Origin of the sequence: Rhodococcus sp. AQ5-07 (genome assembly GCF_009707305.1) — a bacterium.
GTDB lineage: Bacteria > Actinomycetota > Actinomycetes > Mycobacteriales > Mycobacteriaceae > Rhodococcus_F > Rhodococcus_F erythropolis.
The window spans coordinates 5,659,128-5,679,684 of sequence record NZ_CP046099.1 but is presented as its reverse complement, the minus strand read 5'-3'; the positions used below and the strand labels follow the sequence as shown (position 1 = coordinate 5,679,684).

The 20,557-nt window shown below is 60.9% G+C and carries 19 protein-coding genes; 6 read left to right on the top strand and 13 right to left on the bottom strand.

All coding sequences use genetic code 11. The annotated features are described in order from the left end of the window. Positions 1–12: 12 nt before the first annotated feature. Entirely contained in the window at positions 13–2,067 is a 2,055-nt protein-coding gene (locus GJB56_RS26415; protein WP_113682125.1) for a neutral/alkaline ceramidase, read from the top strand. Positions 2,068–2,148: 81 nt separating this feature from the next. Here the strand turns inward: GJB56_RS26415 and GJB56_RS26410 are convergent, their stop codons facing one another. Next, positions 2,149–3,345 carry an MFS transporter gene (locus tag GJB56_RS26410; RefSeq protein ID WP_113682124.1) on the bottom strand — a complete coding sequence of 399 codons (1,197 nt, stop codon included), beginning with the start codon at positions 3,343–3,345 and terminating at the stop codon, positions 2,149–2,151. Between the two features lie 143 nt (positions 3,346–3,488). Here GJB56_RS26410 and GJB56_RS26405 point away from each other — a divergent pair, with 143 nt between their 5' ends. Continuing rightward, positions 3,489–3,935 carry a MarR family winged helix-turn-helix transcriptional regulator gene (locus tag GJB56_RS26405; RefSeq protein WP_003945852.1) on the top strand — a complete coding sequence of 149 codons (447 nt, stop codon included), beginning with the start codon at positions 3,489–3,491 and terminating at the stop codon, positions 3,933–3,935. Here GJB56_RS26405 and thrS read toward each other — a convergent pair. After that, the gene (thrS, locus tag GJB56_RS26400; protein WP_113682123.1) at positions 3,932–5,152 is read right to left on the bottom strand and encodes a threonine--tRNA ligase; all 1,221 of its coding nucleotides are present in this window, start codon (positions 5,150–5,152) and stop codon (positions 3,932–3,934) included. The genes GJB56_RS26405 and thrS overlap by 4 nt on opposite strands. Positions 5,153–5,482: 330 nt before the next feature. Here thrS and GJB56_RS26395 point away from each other — a divergent pair, with 330 nt between their 5' ends. Together GJB56_RS26395 and GJB56_RS31740 are read left to right on the top strand one after the other, a co-directional pair. After that, on the top strand, positions 5,483–6,757 hold the full coding sequence (locus GJB56_RS26395) for a DUF445 domain-containing protein (protein ID WP_019746908.1): 1,275 nt from the start codon (positions 5,483–5,485) through the stop codon (positions 6,755–6,757). Positions 6,758–6,771: 14 nt separating this feature from the next. After that, positions 6,772–7,596, top strand: coding sequence for an Abi-alpha family protein (locus tag GJB56_RS31740; protein ID WP_019746907.1), 825 nt, complete (start codon positions 6,772–6,774; stop codon positions 7,594–7,596). A 63-nt stretch (positions 7,597–7,659) separates the two neighbouring features. Here GJB56_RS31740 and hsaB read toward each other — a convergent pair whose 3' ends face one another. Genes hsaB through hsaA form a run of 4 tightly spaced genes read right to left on the bottom strand, consistent with a single transcriptional unit; the run spans position 7,660 to position 11,207 of the window. Then, complete coding sequence (gene hsaB / locus GJB56_RS26385; RefSeq protein ID WP_003945677.1) at positions 7,660–8,244, bottom strand: 3-hydroxy-9,10-secoandrosta-1,3,5(10)-triene-9,17-dione monooxygenase reductase subunit; 585 nt, start codon at positions 8,242–8,244, stop codon at positions 7,660–7,662. Further along, positions 8,241–9,143, bottom strand: coding sequence for an iron-dependent extradiol dioxygenase HsaC (gene hsaC / locus GJB56_RS26380; protein ID WP_003945585.1), 903 nt, complete (start codon positions 9,141–9,143; stop codon positions 8,241–8,243). Before hsaC ends, hsaB begins: the two co-directional genes overlap by 4 nt. Next, a complete protein-coding gene (gene hsaD, locus GJB56_RS26375) occupies positions 9,143–10,021 on the bottom strand; it encodes a 4,5:9,10-diseco-3-hydroxy-5,9,17-trioxoandrosta-1(10),2-diene-4-oate hydrolase (protein WP_003945808.1) in 879 nt (292 codons plus the stop codon). The genes hsaC and hsaD overlap by 1 nt, the downstream gene beginning before the upstream one ends. A gap of 10 nt (positions 10,022–10,031) precedes the next feature. Continuing rightward, positions 10,032–11,207, bottom strand: coding sequence for a 3-hydroxy-9,10-secoandrosta-1,3,5(10)-triene-9,17-dione monooxygenase oxygenase subunit (gene hsaA, locus GJB56_RS26370; RefSeq protein WP_039973406.1), 1,176 nt, complete (start codon positions 11,205–11,207; stop codon positions 10,032–10,034). 195 nt (positions 11,208–11,402) lie between these two features. Here hsaA and GJB56_RS26365 point away from each other — a divergent pair, with 195 nt between their 5' ends. Continuing rightward, on the top strand, positions 11,403–12,563 hold the full coding sequence (locus tag GJB56_RS26365; RefSeq protein WP_003945847.1) for a Rieske 2Fe-2S domain-containing protein: 1,161 nt from the start codon (positions 11,403–11,405) through the stop codon (positions 12,561–12,563). Positions 12,564–12,565: 2 nt separating this feature from the next. Next, positions 12,566–12,937: a hypothetical protein gene (locus GJB56_RS26360; RefSeq protein ID WP_003945499.1), complete on the top strand. Its 372-nt coding sequence runs from the start codon at positions 12,566–12,568 to the stop codon at positions 12,935–12,937. Between the two features lie 1,336 nt (positions 12,938–14,273). Here the strand turns inward: GJB56_RS26360 and GJB56_RS31935 are convergent. From GJB56_RS31935 to GJB56_RS26330, 7 genes are all read right to left on the bottom strand, one after another. Beyond that, positions 14,274–14,399: a hypothetical protein gene (locus GJB56_RS31935; protein ID WP_268248251.1), complete on the bottom strand. Its 126-nt coding sequence runs from the start codon at positions 14,397–14,399 to the stop codon at positions 14,274–14,276. A gap of 9 nt (positions 14,400–14,408) precedes the next feature. Continuing rightward, the gene (locus GJB56_RS26355) at positions 14,409–14,924 is read right to left on the bottom strand and encodes a hypothetical protein (protein WP_113682122.1); all 516 of its coding nucleotides are present in this window, start codon (positions 14,922–14,924) and stop codon (positions 14,409–14,411) included. 1,433 nt (positions 14,925–16,357) lie between these two features. Next, on the bottom strand, positions 16,358–16,975 hold the full coding sequence (locus GJB56_RS26350) for a TetR/AcrR family transcriptional regulator (protein WP_113682120.1): 618 nt from the start codon (positions 16,973–16,975) through the stop codon (positions 16,358–16,360). A 74-nt stretch (positions 16,976–17,049) separates the two neighbouring features. After that, positions 17,050–18,306 carry an NAD(P)/FAD-dependent oxidoreductase gene (locus GJB56_RS26345; protein WP_113682119.1) on the bottom strand — a complete coding sequence of 419 codons (1,257 nt, stop codon included), beginning with the start codon at positions 18,304–18,306 and terminating at the stop codon, positions 17,050–17,052. Continuing rightward, positions 18,306–18,497, bottom strand: coding sequence for a rubredoxin (locus GJB56_RS26340; protein WP_007734094.1), 192 nt, complete (start codon positions 18,495–18,497; stop codon positions 18,306–18,308). The genes GJB56_RS26345 and GJB56_RS26340 overlap by 1 nt, the downstream gene beginning before the upstream one ends. Before the next feature lie 30 nt (positions 18,498–18,527). After that, positions 18,528–18,698, bottom strand: a complete 171-nt coding sequence (locus tag GJB56_RS26335) for a rubredoxin (protein ID WP_007734092.1) — start codon at positions 18,696–18,698, stop codon at positions 18,528–18,530. Next, the gene (locus GJB56_RS26330; protein ID WP_003945652.1) at positions 18,695–19,870 is read right to left on the bottom strand and encodes an alkane 1-monooxygenase; all 1,176 of its coding nucleotides are present in this window, start codon (positions 19,868–19,870) and stop codon (positions 18,695–18,697) included. Before GJB56_RS26330 ends, GJB56_RS26335 begins: the two co-directional genes overlap by 4 nt. Positions 19,871–20,557: the final 687 nt, after the last annotated feature.

The window sequence follows — 20,557 nt, the reverse complement described above, 5'->3', positions numbered from 1 at the left end:
GAAAGGACACTCGTGCAGATCACCCGACGCACCGTACTGGCAGGCGCTGCCGCCGCACCTGCGCTCGCCGCTCTGTCGACGAACCAGGCCGTCGCAGCTTCGCCGGCACGCACCGTTTCACCCGCACGTACCGACAAGTCGTCGTCGTTGCAGGTGGGTGTCGGGATCTCCGATGTGACCGGACCGGTCGCCGAGGTCGGCATGATGGGCTACTCGAGCTTCGACCAACGCGCCGAAGGCCTGCACCAGCGAATGCGCGCACGCGCCTTCATCTTCGAGTCCGGCGGGTCACGGGTCGCCTACGTGTGCGTCGACAACTGCATGATCTTCCAGTCCGTTCACGACGAGGTCCTACGCCGGCTGGCTGGGAAATTCGGCGATATCTACACCGAACGCAACGTCATGTTGACGGCCATCCATTCACACGCGGCATGTGGTGGGGCCTCGCACAACTACGCGTACAACCTCGCAGTTCTCGGCTTCGAACTGCAGGTGTTCGAAGCCGAGGTCAACGGCATGGTCGAGGCGATCAGCGCTGCCCACGAGAACCTGGCGCCGGGCTCCGCCCGTTTCGGGCGGTCCGATCTCACCGATGCCAGCGTCAACCGATCGCGAGTGGCGTTCGACCTCAATCCCGAAGAGGACAAGGCCTACTACCCCGGTGGCAACGATCACCACATGCGTGTCATGCGGATCAGTCGGGGCAGCAAGGACATCGGGGCGATCAACTGGTTCGCTACCCACTGCGCCTCGCTCACGAACGAGAACCATCTCATCTCCGGGGACAACAAGGGCGCCGCGGCGTACTTCTGGGAGCACGACGACCGGGGTGTGCGTTACCTCGACGGCGACACCAGCTTCATTGCCGCTTTTCCGCAGACCAACAGCGGCGACATGTCACCGAACCTCTTCCTCGAGCCCGGACGCGGACCGACCGAGGACGAATTCGAGAATGCACGCATCATCGGGCTGCGCCAGGTTGCGGCGGCTCAAACTGCCTTCGGCTCGGCCTCCGAAACCGTCACTGGTGGTGTCGACAGTCGGATCATGTACCTGGACATGGCAAATCAGGTGGTGAGCGGAAGATTCACCCCGGACGGGCGCGAGCACCGCACTGCACCGGCAGCGATCGGTGCGGCAATGAGCGCCGGAAGCGTCGAGGACGGGCCGGCAATTCCGATCTTCCCCGAGGGCACCCGAAACCCCATGATCGACGCCTTGGGCGGCATGGATGCTCCTGTGCCTCAATGGCTTCAGGATGCACAGGCCCCCAAGCTCGTAGTCGTTCCGGTCGGCCTGTTGCCACCGGGCGGATGGGTGCCGAACGTACTGAAGATCCAGATCCTGCGGATCGGCCAGTTCTACATCGTCGGTGGCCCTGCGGAATTCACCATCGTCTCCGGATTACGAGTGCGTCGAACCGTCGCCGAGGAGCTTGGAGTTCCGCTCGAGAACGTCATCTTCCAGGGCTACGCGAACTCGTACTCGAGCTACTGCACCACGCCACAGGAATACGATTCGCAGCAGTACGAGGGCGGCTCGACGATGTTCGGCCGTTACACACTGCCGGCCTATCAACAGGGGTACGCCGCTCTCGCAGCCGCGATGCGCGACGGCACCGAACCTCCTCGCGGCCCCGCGCCGGCCGACCTGTCCGGGTTCCAACCCAGCTTCGGACCTGGCGTCGACTTCGACGAGCCCTTGCCGGGAACACAATTCGGCGATGCGACCGTCCAGCCCGGCAACGGCTCACCGGGTGCGCAGGTTGCCGTCGAGTTCGTCACCGGCCACCCCAAGAACGACACTCACCGAAACGGGACCTTCTACGAGATCCAGCGAAATACCGGCGGATCCTGGACACGGGTCGCCGACGACAACGACTGGTCCACCAAACTGCACTGGCGCCGGGTCGGGAGCAACGGTTCCGTCGTTCGCATCACGTGGGATGTTCCGGCCGATACTCCGGCGGGTACGTATCGAGTCCAACACTTCGGTGCGTCGAAGGCTCGGGGTAGCGGCGCGATTTCGCCGTTCTCCGGGGTGACCGCCGAATTCCGCCTCACCTGACCCGCGTGAACGTATCGCTCCCCTTGTTGGACAAGGGGAGCGATACGTTCACGCGATGGGATCAGAGCGCAGTGGTCAGGTTCAGGCGGCGGTCGGGTGCAGCGAGGTGCTCGTCGTCGACTGCTCTGACGCTGCCGGGCGGTCGATCTTCGCCGCGACGATCAGGACCAGCAGACCGGCGACGGTGACCGCCGCCCCCATCCAGATCGGGGAGGTGAAGCCGAGTCCCGCGGCGATGGTGATTCCGCCCAGCCATGCACCGAGCGCGTTGCCGACGTTGAAGGCGGCAATATTTGCCCCCGACGCCATGGTCGGTGCGGCCGACGCGTAGTTCATGATCCGCATCTGCAGGCCAGGGACCGTCGCAAAACCGAAGGCACCCATGAAGAACAGCGAGATCACGGTCATGACCTTGCTCTCGGCGGTGGCGGCGAACACGATCAGAACGACGGTCAGGATCGCGAGAATCCAGACCAGCGACTTCGTCAACGAGCGGTCGGCCGCCTTGGCGCCGAGGAAGTTGCCGACGAACAGGCCCGAGCCGAAGAGGATGAGCAGCCACGGAACGCTGGACGTCGCGAAGCCGGTCACCTCGGTGAGGGTGAAGGCGATGTAGGTGAACGCTCCGAACATTCCGCCGTAGCCGAGGATGGTGATGACGATCGAGAGCCATACCTGCTTGTTGCGGAATGCCCCCAACTCTCCGCGCAATCCGCCACCGGTCGTGCTGGCGGGCGTCGTCGGGACGAGTGCTGCAATTCCGATCAGGGCGATGACGCCGATGACGGTGATGGCCCAGAAGGTCGAGCGCCATCCGAGTTGCTGGCCCAGCAGAGTGCCGAACGGAACGCCGAGAACGTTGGCGATGGTCAGGCCCGCGAACATCATCGCGATGGCGCCGGCACGCTTGTTGGGCGCGACCATGTCGGCGGCAACCACCGAACCGATCCCGAAGAACGCACCGTGGCACAGTGCCGCGACGATGCGTCCGCCCATCATGACCTCGTAGGAGGGCGCGAGCGCAGACATCAGGTTGCCGATGATGAACAGCACCATGAGCGAGAGAAGGACCTTCTTGCGCTCGAAGCGGGTGACGGCAGCGGTCAGGAGGATCGCGCCGATCGCCACCGACAGTGCGTAGCCCGAGATCAGGTAGCCCGCGACGGACTCGGTGACCTCGAAATCAGCCGAGACCTCGGGCAGGAGGCCCATGATGACAAATTCGGTGAGGCCGATCCCGAACCCGCCCATAGCGAGGGCAATGAGACCCAATGGCATCTCGATGTTCCTTTCACAGATTTACGCGTAAGCCGTTAGCGGGCGTGTGCAGTAGTTGCAGGCGCGCTATAAATAGTTGCACGCGCGCGCTACATGCGCAAGCTGGTAACCTGGAGTCGCAGGAAACGGACAAGGAGAATCACATGGGGATCGCCGACGACGCAGTCGAAATCCGTTCGCAAGGGTGGCGCACGCTCGCAGCACTGCACGGCGCCCTCGACACCGAACTGGAACGCGCGCTCCAGCGTGAGCACAAACTGTCCGTCGTCGAATACACCGTGCTCGACGCTTTGAGCCGCCAGGACGGCTGGCACATGCGTATGGCCCAGTTGGCTCGCGCTGCCGCACTGAGCAGCAGCGCCACGACGCGCTTGGTCAATCGACTCGAAGATCGAGGACTACTGACGCGCATCCTGTGCGCCGACGACCGTCGAGGCATCTACACCGAACTGACGCCGGCCGGCCGCGAGCTTCTCGAAAGCGCACGGCCGACGCACGACGCCACCCTCGAGGCCGCACTCGACGAGGCGTGCAAAACGCCCGAACTCGCGCCACTGGTGCGCGCGCTCCACGAACTACCCGTCGGCTAGAAGCCTGCCGGAAGCAGGGCACGCTCTTCGATGCCCGAGACCACCTGAGCGACAAACACACTCGCATCGACGACCGCCCGCCCACCACGCGCGGGGACCAGAACGTCGACGGTGCCGCCGTGCACCTCGTTATCCCCGATCACCGCGATGTACGGGTCACGGTGAGTGCGTGCCTCGCGGATGCGACGTCCCAACGATCCGTCAGGCGCGATCGCCACTCGAACATCGCGAGCCTCGAGATCGGCCCGCAAACGCTCGGCCTCAACCTGGTGCCGGTCGCCGACGGGCAGAATCGAGACTTGGTTGGGTGCCAGCCACGGCGGCATCCGCCCTTCGAACCTTTCGATCAAAAGCGCAGTCATGCGTTCCATCGACCCGAGCAAGCCCCGATGGATCATGACGGGGCGAGCCTTGGATCCGTCCTCAGCGGTGTACTCGAGGTCGAACCGCGCCGGTTGATTGAAGTCGAGTTGCACGGTCGAAAGTGTTTCCTCGCGGCCGTGCGCATCTCGCACCTGGACGTCGATCTTGGGACCGTAGAACGCTGCCTCCCCCTTCGCTTCCACGTACTCGATCGAGCGTGCATTCAGCGCCCCGCGAAGGTGATCCTCGGCGTCCACCCACTGCTCGTCGGTGCCGAGGTACTGCCCCTCTCCCCCTCTGATCGAGAGTCGGTACCCCCGTTCGGCAATCCCCAGAGTCGAGTAGCAGCGCTCGATCGCGTCGAGCGCGACGATCACTTCCGCTTGCACTTGTTCACGACTACAGAAGACATGTGCGTCGTCGAGATTGATCTGTCGGACTCGACTCAATCCGCTGAGAACTCCGGAGAGTTCACTACGGAACATCGGGCCGAGTTCACGAACGCGGAAAGGTAGCTCGCGATAACTACGACCGCGAGCGGCGAATACCTGAGCGTGATGAGGACAGTTAGCCGGACGAAGGAGAAATGACTCTCCGCCTATCTTCATTTCAGGGAACATGTCTTCCGAGAACTTGGACCAATGACCAGATCTCTCGTACAACTCTTTCTTCGCCATAACCGGGGTATAGACACCCTGACAACCGGAGCGCGCTGCTTGTTCGGCGACGAACTTTTCGAGTTCGTTCCTGATGACGGCGCCGTCCGGCAACCAGAGTGGAAGGCCGGCTCCGACTATGGGGGTGGTGGCGAAAAACTCCAGGTCGCGCCCGAGTTCGCGGTGGTCAACGCTCATGAGAGCTCTCCAAATCGTTCAAGGGGAGACGCACGCGGAGCGACGAAACAGGAAAGCCCCGGGGCGATAACTCCCGGGGCTGAAAGGGTTCGGTCAGCAGTTGCTAAACGATGCGCCGGAAGAGAACCGGCGTCGTCGTGTTGTGCGCAATACTGACCATGTACGTGAGGTTACATCAACTTCCTACCCACCTACAGCCCGAATTGTCGGGCCTCTATGCTGACGCAACTGGGAAGGCGCAGCAGTAGCCAACGAAACACCCACGAAGAGCGAAGTTTCGGCAATCATGTCCGAACGTGAGGTTCTCGGATATGAGGAGGATGTGCGACGGTGCCGGACCACTTGCTCGAACAGTTGATCACCATTCCTTTGTTCACCGGAATCATCGGGTACATCACCAATTGGTCGGGCGTCCTGATGCTGTTTGCGCCGATCAACTTCCACGGGATCAAAGTGCCCGGCCTCAAACTGCTCTTCCCGTTCCTCCCCCGACGCGTCCAGGTGATCCCCGCGATCACCAGCGACGGCAGATTCGGTTGGCAAGGCATCGTCCCCTCGCGGGCGGAGAAGATGGCGTCGATCGCCGTCGACAAATCCCTCGCGAAAGTCGGCAGCATCGCCGATTTCTATCGCGTCCTGGACCCGGACAGCATCGCCGAGCACTTGGTGAACATCTCCCGCAGTGAAGTGCGCGGCGTGGTCACCAGAATCATGACTGCCGAGAATCCTCAGCTCTGGCACAACCTTCCGACGTCGGTGAAGGAGGCCGTCTTCCGCAAGGTGGAGGACGATCTGCCAGCCAGCGTGCGCATGATCACCGACCGCATCGAAGAGGACATCGACGAGTTCATCGACGCGAAGCTGATGGTGATCCGCTACCTCTCCTCGCACCCCAAACTGCTCAACGACATCTTCCGCACGATGGGCAACAAAGAGCTCAGGTTCATGCAGAACTTCGGCTTCTACTTCGGGTTCCCGATGGGCTTCGTGCTCGTCGGAATCCTCCATCTGGTTCCGCAGTGGTGGGTGCTTCCCATCGGTGGCGTGATCATCGGGTACATCGTGAACTACCTCGGCATCACGATGATCTTCGAACCGATCACCCCCAGCCGTTGGGTGCCGTGGCGGCAGGGACTTTTCCTGAAACGCCGCACCGAGATCATCGCCGGGTACGCAAAAACCCTGGCCGATCACGTCGTGACGCTCGAGAACATCGGCACCGAACTCCTCGAAGGTCCCCGCTCGGACCGAACGCGGCGGATGCTCGATCAGGTACTGCGCGAATCCGTCGACGACGCCGCCGGCTGGGCAAAGTCGGTGGTCAAGATGACCGTCGGTTCGCAGAGCTACAAGCGTCTGCCCGGCCTGGCCACCACCGAAGTGCTCGATCTGTACCCAAGGGTCTTCGAGGACGCGGAGTTCGCCGAGAGCCAGTCGGAGAAGATTCGTGTCTTCGTCACCGAACGCATGAGCATCCTTTCACCGGAAGATTTCAGTGAACTACTACGCTCAGCCGTCAAACAGGACGAGTGGCTGTTGTTCGTACACGGGGCCGTGCTGGGCTCGTTTGCCGGTTTCCTGCACCTCGCAATATTCGGAGTATGAGTCGGAGTATGAGTATGAGTGAGCACGACCATCGCCTGATCGTCGAAGCGGAATCGTACGACTGGGCTGCGGACATCGCGCCGGTCGAATCCGTCGAAAAGCGTCTGATCCGCAGCCTTGTCGGGCTGACTGCCACGACAACGCTCACGTCGATCAAGCTGACGGGTTGGGCTTTCGGAACGGCGAAGGAGGCGACGCGGCAGATCGTTCAGGCTGCCGCCGAAGCCGCGGCAGAGGCCGCTGAATCGGCCAATGTTCAATCCGAACGTCGGGCCGAGAACTCCAACGGAGACGGCTCGCGGACCGAGAACCTACGGGCAGCAATGGCAACTCGTACCAATCGCAAACAGAGCGTCGAGGCCACTCTCGCGGCGCTGCGGGCACGCGGCGACAGGTTGCTGGACCGTTCCGCGGACGTGACCGATCGCGACGATCTGCACCCGGCCTACGACCGGATCCTCGACGAGATCGCGCCGGACGAAGCTCGAATTCTTCGGTTGCTGGCCACTTCAGGTGCGCAACCGAGCGTGGACGTACGTACGGCGCGGCCGTTCGGCGTCGGCTCGGAGATGATCGACGAGGGGCTGTCGATGATCGGAGAACTGGCGGGATGTCGCCATCTGGACCGCATCAGCGCGTACCTGAACAACCTGCATCGGCTCGGTTTGGTGGCGTTCTCACGAGAGCCCGTCGAGGCCGACCGGTACCAGGTGGTCGAGGTCCAGCCGTCGGTGATCGAGGCGGTCAAGCGAGCCGGACGATCCAACAAGATAGTGCGTCGTAGCATCCTGCTGACGCCGTTCGGTGACGACTTCTGTCATACCTGTTTTTCTCTGTAGGGCCTCCGGCCCCGTGAGTGGTTAAGGAGCCCCTGGACTCCTTAACCACTCACGGGGTTGCCACTACAGCCAGGTATCTTCTGTCGTGGTCGTCAGGAACGCTTCCAGATCGTCACGCCAGGTAGCCGGAACAGTCTTGTCCGGCTCGATGCCCGTGTACTGCCCGCGATAGAACAGCAGCGGGCGTTCGGTCTTGATCTCACTCATCGACGACACACGTCCGAAGACGACGTAGTGATCACCGCCGTCGTGGACGGTTTCCACCGTGCAGTCGATGTGGGCGAGCGACTTGTCGATGATTGGTGACCCCAACGGTGATGGCGTCCAATCGATACCCGCGAACTTGTCCGGCTCACGCGACCCGAAACGAGCACACACCGCCTGCTGTTCCTCCGCCAACACGTTGACGGCGAACTTCCCGGTCCGCTCGATTGCCGCCCACGACCGAGAACCCTTGGTGGGGCAGAACAACACCAAAGGCGGGTCGAGTGACAGGGCAGCGAAAGACTGACACGCGAACCCGACCGGCTCACCGTCGTCGACTGTCGTGATGATGGTGATACCCGTGCAGAATTGCCCGAGAACCGTGCGGAACTGGCGTGGATCGATCGCCTGCTCCGCACTCACCGACGCGTCGGGCGAACTCACGGCTTCATTCCCACCGTGAAGTCGTGACCCCACAGGCTCACGGCCGTGCTTTCCCTCGCGATCCAGTTTTCGTCCTCGACCTCTAGCCCCTCACAACCGAATTCGATGTCGAACCCGCCTGGAGTCTTCATGTAGAACGAGAGCATCTCGTCGTTGACGTGGCGACCGAGAGTCGCCGACATCTTGACCTTCTTGCGCAGTGCCCGGTCGAGGCACAGTCCGACGTCGTCGGAGTTCTCCACTTCGAGCATCAGGTGCACGATGCCCGTCGGGTTGGGCAACGGCAGGAACGCCAAGCTGTGGTGACGCGGGTTGCAGCCGAGGAACCTCAGCCACGCCGGGTCGCCGTCCGCGGGCCGGCCGACCATCTGCGGAGGCAGACGCATCGAGTCGCGAAGCTTGAATCCGAGTACGTCGCGGTAGAACCGCAGCGAAGCATCGTCGTCATCGGTGGTGAGCACGACGTGGCCGAGGCCCTGCTCGCCCGTCACGAACCTGTGCCCGTACGGGCTCACGATCCGGCGGTGTTCGAGAGCAGCTCCGTGGAACACCTCGAGGGAGTTGCCCGAGGTGTCCTCGAACGCGATCATCTCGACGACGCGACGGTCCTTGAGCTGCTCCGCCGTGCCTTCCTTGAACGGAACACCGGCTGCCGACAACCTGTCACGGATATCCTGCAGCTCAGCGGCATTCGCGGTTTCCCAACCCGAGACGAGCAGACGGTCCGTGTCGTTCGGAACGATGACAAGACGCGCCGGGAAGTCGTCCATACGCAGATACAGCGATTCCGCGTCGACGCCCTTGCCCTCGATCATTCCGAGGATCTTGAGTCCGTATTCGCGCCACGCAGCCATGTCGGTGGCCCCGATGCGCATGTACGCCAGAGATCGAATACCCATCATTTACCTCCGTCGAGCAGGAAGTCGGTTGCGAGCCGGTTGAATTCGTCGAACTTCTCGAGCTGCGCCCAGTGACCGCAACCGCCGAAGACGTGGAGCTGCGCGCGCGGGATCATCTTGAGCGCGACCAGTGCGCCGTCGAGAGGGTTGACCCGATCCTCACGGCCCCAGATCAGCAACACACGCTGACGAAGCTTGTACGCCTCGCGCCAGAGCATGCCGAGCTCGAAGTCACCGCTGGAGAAGGACTTACCCATCGCCTTGGCCGCAGCCAGCGACTCGGGAGTGCTGGCGGCAGCAAAACGTTCGTCGACGAGTTCCGGCGTGATCAGCTTCTGATCGAAGACCATGATCCGCAGGAATGCTTCGAGGTTTTCTCGGGTGGGCTGGTAGCTGAACTTTCCGAGGTTCTTGACGCCCTCGGTGGGGTCCGGCGCAAACAGGTTGACACTCAGACCGCCGGGGCCCATCAGAACGAGGCGACCCGCACGGTCCGGGTAGTCGAGCGCAAAGCGAACAGCAGCGCCACCACCGAGCGAATTGCCCAGCAGATCAACGCGACCGGTGATCTCGAGCGTGTCCAGGAGATCGTTGAGCGCCGACGCACTGTGCACGAAGTACTGCGGATGCTCCGTCGGCTTGTCGGACTGCCCGTAACCGGGCTGATCGACCGCGATGACGTGAAAGCTCTTCGCCAACACCGGAATGTTGCGGGCGAAGTTAGACCACGACGACGCGCCTGGGCCACCGCCGTGCAGCAGCACGATGGTCTTGTCGTTTCCGACGCCCGCCTCGTGGAAGTGCAGTTTCAGATCGGGGCGCACTTGCGCGAACCGTGAAGTGGACTCGTAGGTGAGGGCTTCTTCGGTGGTTGTCACTGAGCCTCCTCTAGACCATCGTGTCGGTGATCGGCAGACCGAATTCGCCGGTTCCGAACATGACGTACGCGCGTTCGGGATCGTTGGCGGCGTGGACGCGACCAGCGTGAGCATCGCGCCAGAAACGCTGAATAGGAGTGCCGTTCTGCAGCGCCGTGGCGCCGGAGTTCTCGAAGAGCTTGTCGATCGAGGCGATCGCGCGGCCCGTGGCGCGCACCTGGTCACGTCGAGCGCGCAGCCGCAGTTCCATCGGAACCTCTTCGCCCGCAAGGATCAACGCGTACTCGTCGGCGACGTTGCCGGAGAGCTGACGCCACGCGGCGTCGATGTCGCTGGATGCCTCGGCGATGCGCACCTTGGCAAACGGATCGTCCTTCGACTTCTCGCCGGCGAACGCAGCGCGAACACGCTTGCCCTGGTGCTCGACGTGCGCTTCGTAAGCTCCGTAAGCCATTCCGACGATCGGCGCCGAGATCGTGGTGGGGTGAATGGTTCCCCACGGCATCTTGTAGACCGGCGCGGTGTTGTTCTCGAGGCCCGGGGCGGTCAGTTCGCTCATCGCCCGGAAGCTCAGCACGCGATGCTTGGGAACAAAAACATCCTTGACCACAACGGTATTGGAGCCGGTTCCACGCAGGCCGACCACATTCCACACGTCGTCGATCTGGTAGTCCTCGCGAGGAATCAGGTAGCTCACGAAGTCGACCGCGCGGCCGTCTTTGAACACCGGACCACCGAGAACGGCCCAGCTGGCATGGTCACAACCCGAGGACCACGCCCACGCACCGTTGACCTTGTATCCGCCCTCGACTACTTCACCCATACCCATCGGGGCGTAAGAGGACGAGATGCGAACGTCAGTGTCGTTGCCCCACACGTCTTCCTGCGCCTGCTGAGAGAAGAGGGCGAGGTGCCAGTTGTGTACCCCGATGATCGAGGAGACCCACCCTGTGGAACCACACGCGCTGGCGATCTTCTTGACCGCGGAGTAGAACAGCACCGGATCGGCTTCGTATCCGCCCCACTGCTTCGGCTGCAGCAAGCGGAAGAAGCCTGTTTCCTGGAGAGCCTTGATGGACTCGTCGGGGATACGACGCAGATCCTCGGTCTCCTGTGCGCGCTCGCGCAGTGCCGGCAGTAGTGCGTCGAGCCTCTGCATCACCTCGTGGCTGTCATGGTTACCCACTTCGACGCTCCCGTCTTCCTCGATCGGTTGGTTCACTTACACTTGAGACTAGAACACGTTCTCTTTTCTGTCGAGACGCTGACAAAGGTCCCGTTTGTGGCCGCAATGCTGTAACAAGTGCCCCCAAAATCTGGCGGAACCGGATCGAGTTCTATAACGTGTTCTACTAACAGCTAGAAGGGATGTGAGGTCACAATGGCGCAGATTCGCGAGATCGACGTCGGAACGGTGCAAACTCGTTTCGCCCGCGGTTGGCACTGCCTGGGTCTACTGAAGACCTTCAAGGACGGCAAACCGCACGCGATCGAGGCTTTCGGTACGAAGCTCGTGGTGTTCGCCGACAGCAAGGGCGACATCAAAGTTCTCGACGGATACTGCCGTCATATGGGTGGTGACCTCACACAAGGCGAGGTCAAGGGCGATTCCATCGCCTGCCCCTTCCACGACTGGCGCTGGGGCGGCAACGGCAAGTGCACCGGCATTCCTTATGCCCGCCGCGTGCCTCCGCTCGCACGCACCCGCGCGTGGACGACCCTCGAGCAGAACGGTCAGCTCTTCGTCTGGAACGACCCCGAGGGCAATCCGCCGCCCGAAGAGATCGTGATTCCTCGTATCGAGGGCGCGTACAGCGACGAATGGACCGACTGGACCTGGAACTCCATGGTCATCGAGGGGTCCAACTGCCGCGAGATCATCGACAACGTGGTCGACATGGCGCACTTCTACTACATCCACTACGCCTTCCCGACGTACTTCAAGAACGTCTTCGAAGGTGAGATCGCCACTCAGTACCTCAACACCACGGGCCGTCCCGACATCGGAATGGCCTCCCAGTACGGCGGCGACACGCTGCTTCGCTCCGAAGCTGCGTATTACGGACCGTCGTACATGGTCAATCCCCTGTGGAACAGCTACAGCGGATACGAGGTCGAGAGTGTTCTGATCAACTGCCACTACCCGATCAGCCCGGACTCGTTCGTGCTGCAGTGGGGCGTGACGGTGAAGAAGCCGACGGGTGTCTCCGACGAGATGGCCGACAAGTTGGCCGGCAAGTTCACCGAGGGCATCAGCGAGGGATTCCTGCAGGACGTCGCGATCTGGAAGAACAAGACCAAGATCGAGAATCCCCTTCTCTGCGAAGAAGACGGCCCCGTCTACCAGCTACGACGCTGGTACGAGCAGTTCTACGTGGACAAGGCCGACGTCACCGAGAAGATGACGCAGCGCTTCGAGTTCGAGGTGGACACCACCAAGGCAAACGAAGCCTGGCACGCCGAGGTCGAGGAAAACCTCGCACGCCAGAAGGCCGAGAAGGAAGCTGCAGCAGAAGCGGCAAAGAAGGAAGCAGAGGTCTAGTCGTGAGCGCCTCGATCGGAACCGACGCACGGTGGGCTCGTTGGGCCAAGGCACCGGACTTTGCCGGGCAAACGGAACGGCTCGAGGCGATCGCGGCCCAGACGATCGAGGACAAGCACGAATACCTCGACTCGGGTCTGCAGGAAGTCGACTGCAAGGCATGCGGCGCGTGCGTACTGGTTCGCAAGAACACGTACAAACACACCAGCGTTCAGTGGACTTCCGACCCGGCGCTGCGTTGCCACACCTTCAAAGAGGCAATTGCTTCCGGGCAGTCGTCGGCATTGAAAGACGGATGCCCGAAACTGCACGACAGCATCGCCGACGCGGTTAGGGACGGCACCATCACAGTGCGTGATCCCGAGGTCAGCTGACCGAAACCAACCAACGAGGGCCGATCCGTACTGGGTCGGCCCTCGTTCTGAACGGCGAGGTTTCCGCGGTTATGCCTGATGAATCCAGTCTGCCAAGTCCAGTCCATCGGAACGTGCGACGCACCTACCTGTGTGCATCTGGGCGTTCTGGCGCCGCGCTGCTCGCCCACGCCGCGTTCGGTGAGAGAGCGCTCATGCGTGTTGGTGTGCGTTCGACAAGTCGAGTGCACTCCGTCCGCCACGATCATGCCTGCCCATTCCTATAGCGTTAACTCGCCTGCGGAGGTCTCGATCGCAAGGTGACATTCGTACTGTGCAACAAAGTCTTTCATAAACTTTTGGAGCGTAGCCAGATCGTCCAGGGGCACGATCTGACCGCCCATCGCGATGAGTCTCGTTCGAGATCGGCGTTATGCGAATCTGCCGATCGGGCTACACGCGCGGGCCACCTTGGTCGCCGCGGCGATGCTCCAGGAAAGACGCCTTCCCAAGTGACGGAATCGCCTCGCGCGCAGAGTGGAATGTCGATGTGCGCGCGTGCGGGTGGCGGAATTCCACACACGGCGCGTTGGCGGCCGTTACGGTGCCTCACTCGAATCGTTCGAATGCTGATTCTCAAGCTGTGTGGCAATGGGAAGAAGCACGCGTTAGATCGGCATCGAAGTTTCCGGCGGGCGAGGCGGGTTGCGTGCCGTGGGCTTGTTAAGCAATCAGCATCGCTTTTCGATTCGTCCGGAAACTCTCCCACAGCAGACTTTCCGGAATCCCAAGCGTCGTTCACGTAATCCCCTACGAGCGTGGTGGTCCCGACTCTAGTCCGTAGGCCGTTCCTGCGGGCCCAGCACTCCGTGAGCGCTGGTACACATGCACGCCGGTGGGCTCCATGCGGGATTTCTGCATGGAGCCCACCGGTGTTACCGCCGTCTTGTCGGCCCTGTTAGAGCCGGGGACGAGGGTTAGTTACTGCTCATTGACTCAAGACTCGACCACCCTGCGCCTGCGCTTGACGCGGTGCTCAGTCCGGACAGTATGAGGATTCCGACGACATTCGTAAGATTGACGACGCCGGTCCAGAAGTCGGATGACATTGGTGTACCTCCTGTCAGGATAGTCCGATAAGGAATGGCATGACCGCAGCGCTCGAGCCATCCCACGATCCCGTCATGACCGCCAAAAGGTCGACGAAAATATTTTGAAGTGACATCGTTTCCCTTCCGTGTTATTCAAACCCGATTGACAGCTGCAGTGGAGCGACGAACAGGAGCTCAAAGAGCACAGGCACCATCTGCTGCACTGTTTGCCCGAGTGACGCTGTGGACTCGGCTATGGATCCCATCTAGCTTCCTCCATCACTTGAATAGCTGGTCATGGACATCGTGTTGAGGCCGTCGAGGGAACCGGCGAGTACCGGTGTCATTCCGTAGACCAGGCCACTCAACAGCCTGACGAACTGTGCGATCAAGACCTTCTCCTATGAAACTGTGAAGTGGAACGAGTTAGCCGAATCGAGACCAGATACCTTGTGCTGCAAGAAGGTTCCCGTCTTGATCTGGGTCGACTTGGTGATCAGTCCACCCTTCCATGGATTGGAGCTCGTCACGCTGGTGGCTGCGGGGCTGGACGTAGCCAGGCTCGTGACCTCCAAGGTGACGTAGCCGCCGCCGATGATCGTCGGAACCAGTGTCGAGTCACCCGCGATGCAGTACCCGCCATCTGCTCCTGTCGATACCGTTTGGTTCAGGATCGGCGTCGTGCCGCCGGAAGCGTAGAGCTTTCCTGTCACCTGTACGTTCTCAACCGCCACTGCAGCAGCCGGCGGTGCTCCGGTCTCCGCCCATGCGGCGGACTTGTATACGTTGCCGCAGACTTGGTAGTCGGCGCTCGGCACCTTGTTGACCGCGGGGGCGGCCTGGGCGACGCCGGTAAACAGGAGGGCAGAGGCGGAGGCGACTGCTGCCGCTCCGACAAGGTTTCGTGTAATGCTCATCGTCAAGTGAACCTTTCAGGTCCAGATGGACACGGTTATTTTGTTTTGCGATGTGCGGATCGGAGAAACTCCGGTTTGCACCCTCATACAAACAATCACTCGCCACACAGGCCTCCTATTACCTTCTCTGCGCAGGGCGAAAGCGTGCCGAGAATTAGATAGGAGAACCCATTCCTCTCCCCAACTTCCGTAACCGTGGAGAGTGGTATCGGAACCTGAACTCGTAGTCAACCTATGAATCGCTGTCCCGACTACGTCACCATATACAACGTGTTCTACTTTTTGAGTGATTTCGTCAAAGTTTGCGAAAAGTTTGAAATTTGCCAAGCCTCGGTCACGAAGAATGCCGCGTTCGTTCTTGGCTTGCTGGGCGATCAGGAACGATTGACCATTGGGTGCCGACTGGCTTTCGACGAGGGTAGACGCCAGCGATGCAGCGGCCTGCGGTTCGCTTTGGCGCTCGACAGGAACTCGTTCGTTTGCATTCCTGCGTCCACTGCCGAGCTGCCATGCCTGCGTCTGCAACGGGAGTGAACAGCGCTTTCATGACTCCATGGTGCGGCGGAGTTGGCGCCAGAGCGGTGACATCGACGACCTCCGGTGATTCACCATTTCGGTTGAGGGCTCGGAAGGAGAATCCACGATCGCGCATCCCCGAGGAGGAAACTTCAAGTAACGGACGTTGTAAAGCTTCGTTAGGTTAAGTTAATTCCCGACCACACGGCCAGTCGCCAGCCAAATAGAAGACCTGCCCACCCTGTACTTGTTACTCCACCGTTTGGAGGTTCGAAGAGTTCATACTTTTGAGGGACATGCGAAATGAGGAATGTTGATATAATTGGCATCTAAAAAATCTTGCTATGTGCACTATCGCGTCACAATTAAATTAAGGTCACTGATCTATTTACGGTCGACTCCGGGACGCATCAAGGCTCTATGAAAATGAAAAAGTCAATCGGGAGAGAGGTTGGTTCGGCCTCGCCAACTGGATGGGGGGAGGCTGAACGCAAATCGAAATGCAGTGACTGAAATACGCCGTCCAAGTAGTTGTTGATGCCGCATTTTCTGCGTTTGTCAACTTTAGTGTGGACGGCGACCGAGTCTTACAGTTTTCACGGTAGTGCCGCACGGAGCCGCGGTGATGTCGTGTTGACCGATCGAAGGGTTGTCGTGGCGGGCTTCCCATCGGATAGTTTGGTTGCCGCCCGTCACCGCTCGCCTTCAGCGTAATTCGTCGCCGGACAAACCACGTGCTAAGCACCAAAGATGCCGCCACACAGATCCCGGCGACGAAACGACCGCAACACCCCCCCAAGAGCTGCATATCGGTGCCGTCGTACGCCTGCAGCGCGAGCGTAATTGCGTTGGCGAACAACGAAATTGCCAAGGCACAAGCCGCGAAGGTCTGGATACTCCGCATCCCGGTATCCGTTTCAGGCTGTGCCCGAACCGATGACCTGATCGAGGAACGGCCCGAACATCTCCCCCAGGTTCTCGGCGATCTGATCGGGAGCACCGAAGGACAACGTCACGTGACTGATCGCCAGACGCACTATCGTGCTGCCGAACATCTCGGCATGGATGCGGTCGACGTTCGCCCAACTTGTCATGAAGATCTCGGCCAACCTCGCGCTCGCATGTTCGAGCAGCGGAGTCCCGTCGGTGGTGACCAAGCTCAGCAAGTCGTGCTGCGGGCGTGGACCGACAATGCTCACCACCATCGGATCCCGGGCACCGGCGTCGAAGAAGGCACGAAATGCAGCGGAAACCGCGCCGCGGGGATCCGAATGATGCAGCGTTACTTCGCGTTCCACCTCTTCGAGGAACTCGTCAACGAAACGGATGAGGTATCCGGACGCCAATCCCTGGCGGGACGTGAACTCCTTGTACAACGTCTGCCGGCTCATGCCCGCAGCTTCCGCGATATGCGCCATCGTGATGTCGTTCCACGATTTCTCGGTCAAGAGTTCGCGTGTGGCGTCGAGCGCTGACGCACGGAGGAGTTGACGAGCTGCCTCGTGGTACGGGACACGGGCACGAGCGGTGGACATATCGGTAAGATTTCCATCGCCCGTGCTCGGTGTCAAAACGGTGGACACGCAAGCCACAGAAGTCACGAGTGCACTCAGAGCACCGGTGAGGCGACAAGACCCGCCGCAAGTTCGGTCAGATCCCTGTTTGTATCGGCGAGTACGTCGGCGCTGATGTCCGGGGAGCGTTCGATAAGGGTTCGGACGGCACGAATGTCCTTCGGCCGGCCCACGCTCACAGCACCGACGATATTTCCGTCGCGCATGCAGATCGCAGTGAAGTCATAGGAGTCCAAGTCTCCTCGAACTATCACGGTGTCGTCCGCGCCTGGCCAACCAGCTACTTGAATGTTGCGGCCGAATTGGTTCGACCAACTCCAAGGGACGGATTCGAAGGGTTCTTCCTTCCCGACGATGGTCTTGGCAACTGCAACTGCGTGGTCCTGCGCGGTGTTCCAGTGCTCACCACGGTGCATGCCGCCGAGAAAACCGTTGGGCACGTTGGCCACATCGCCGATCGCGTACACATTATCGACGGAGGTCCGGAGGTATCGGTCTACCGAAATCCCGTTGTCCACCGCAATACCCGCAGCAGCAGCCACATCGGTATCGGGCAAGGATCCGATTGCAACCACGGCCAAGTCCGCTGTCCACTCGCGTCCGTCACGCGCACGTGCAGTGACGCCGTCGGCACCCGTCGTGAGCGTCTCGAGGTCGACTCCCGTCTGCAAGGCGACGCCCGCCGAGGCGTGCAGCGCGGCGATCTTCTCCGCTATCGACGGTGGAAGCAGCCTGGACAGGGGCACCGGTTGCGCTTCGAGAACCTGCACACTGCAACCCAAGTCGCGTGCCGTTGACGCCACCTCCGATCCGATCAAGCCACCGCCGACCACCAAAAGCGAGGATCCTTCGATCAGCTGGGATTGCAAGCGTCGCATGTCTGCGATATCCCGAAGATAGTGAACGCGCTCGGAATCTTCGTTCTCCAACCGTCGGGACCGTCCACCCGTGGCAAGAATCAGAACGTCGTAGTGGATGCTGTCACCGTCGGCTAAAAGTACTGTGCGGGAATCTGTGTCGATACTCGTGACAGTTGCGCCGATCCGAAGATCGATACCCTGCTCGGTCCAGAAAGTCGACGGCCGCAACCGAGCCCGATCGATCGACGCTTTCCCGGACAGTAGCTCCTTCGACAGCGCTGGGCGGCGGTACGGCTCCTCAGGTTCGCTGCCGATCAGGATGATGCTGCCGCCGAACCCTTCCTTGCGCAGGGCCTGCGCCGCACCGGCACCGGCGATGCCCGTGCCCACGATCACCACGGTGCGTGTGTCGGACTCGCGGACCGCTGTCATCAGCGGTCCACCTCCACCATTTCGAAATCGACTTTGGCAGCACCACAATCAGGGCAAGACCAGTCTTCGGGAATCTCGTCCCAGCGAGTACCCGGCTCGATACCGTCGTCGGGCCAGCCGATCGCTTCGTCGTACTCGAACCCGCACTGGAGGCAGCGGAACAATTTGTAAGCAGTGGCAGTCTCGGACATCGGTTTCCCTTTCACCGGTGGGTAGTTCGATCAGGATTGCGTGACGAGCGTGAAGTCGACCTTCTCGCGGACGCCGCAGTCGGGGCAGCACCAGTCGTCCGGGATACTCGACCACGGCGTACCTGGCGGAAAGCCCTCTCGCGCAGCACCTGTCGATTCGGTGTACGTGTAGTCGCAGATCGGGCAGATGTAGGCGTTCATGCATTCACCCCGTAGGCTGCGAGGATCTTGGCCCGCTTCTTCGGCGCGATGTTGACCTGGGTGATGTCACCTCGGTAGTGCTCGAGAACGCGGTGGTCCATCACCTTGCGCCACAGGGGCGGGACTGTTGCGAGCATAATCATGCTGGCGTAGCCGCTCGGGAGCTGAGGGGCCTCTTCCATACTGCGAAGCGCCTGGTAACGACGTGTCGGATTCGCATGATGATCGCTGTGCCGCTGCAAGTGATAAAGGAAGACGTTAGTGCAGATGCGATCACTGTTCCAGCTGTGTGCTGGCGTGCATCGCTCGTACCGTCCGCTTGCGGTTTTCTGACGTAGGAGTCCGTAGTGCTCGAGGTAGTTGATCGCTTCGAGCAGCGAAAACCCGATGAACGCCTGGATCACGAGGTACGGCGCGATGCCGATCCCGAACACTGCAAGCGCGACACCGAACAGAACAACCGACATGAGCCAGGCGTTGAGCACGTCGTTCTTGATGCTCCAGTGCGTGGTGCCCAAACGCTCGAAGCGGGTCTTCTCGAGATGCCACGCCGACTTCAATCCCCCGCCGACGCTGCGCGGCCAGAAACCGTAGAGGGTCTCACCGAAGCGCGAGGTCGCCGGATCTTCCGGAGTCGACACTCGCACATGGTGGCCACGGTTGTGTTCGAGGTAGAAGTGACCGTAAGCACTTTGTGCGAGAACGATTTTGGACAACCAGCGCTCGACGCTCTCCTTCTTGTGCCCGAGTTCGTGGGCTGTGTTGATGCCGATTCCGGCCGTCACACCGATCGTCACTGCGAGTCCGATATTGGAGAGAACGCTCAAATCCCAACGCGCCCAGATGTAGCAGGACAGGAAGAAGGCCGTGTACTGCAGCGGCAGATAGGCGTAGGTGCACCACCGGTAGAAGCGGTCGTTCTCGAGTTCGTCGATCACCTCGTCGGGCGGATTCTTCCCGTCCTCACCCGCCAGGATGTCGATGACGGGAATGAGAGCAAACGCGATCAGTGGGCCGGTCCACCAGAAGACATTCCATCCGGTGGCGGTAACAAGCCCCACGGCGATGAAAGTTGCCGATGACGGAATCAGCGCCAACAGCCACAAGTAGCGTTTCCGGTCTCTCCAAGTTGCGAGCCGACCATCTGGCTCGGTGTACACCAACGCCGCCATCGAATTCTCCAGTTCTCGTTCGGATCAGTGAGTGCGTCCTGCGCGGTAATCCGCGACACGAACAACACCTATGTATAGAGAGTGGACAAATGATGGCGTTTTGTCAACGATTTTCAAGGTAAAACTTTTACAAACATGTCAATTTGTACATCTAGATGAACCCTCCGTTCGGGCTGATCGCAAATCTTCCGCCACCGCGCCACACTCGCTACAAAAGTGGAATGGGGACGTCAACGTGCGCAATATGCGCCAAACACCGAGGAACAGGCCCGCTCGTCAGCCCTCGAATATTCGAGGACGACTTCGTCGTTGTCTCCCCTCGGCCCCCTCCACCACACGGACGTTCGGTTCCTGGATATGTGTTCGTCGAGACCCGTCGACACGTGTCCGGGTTGCCTTCACTATCCGAACCTGAAGCACTCGCCATCGCACACGCGGTCTGGTGCGTCTCACGTGCCCTCGACTCGGAATTGACTCCGGAATTCGTGTTCTCCGCGATCGCTGGGCTAAGCGTCCCCCACTTTCATCAGCACGTTTTCGTCAGACCTTTCGGCGCTCCGAGTTCAGTGAGTTGGAACGACGTCGATTCATGGGACGACGCGCCACGCGTCGACGAGGTCGAGCTCACGCTTCTGTGCAGGAGAATCGCGCTCGGCTTCGAAGACGAGCAATAGCGCAAAACAGTCG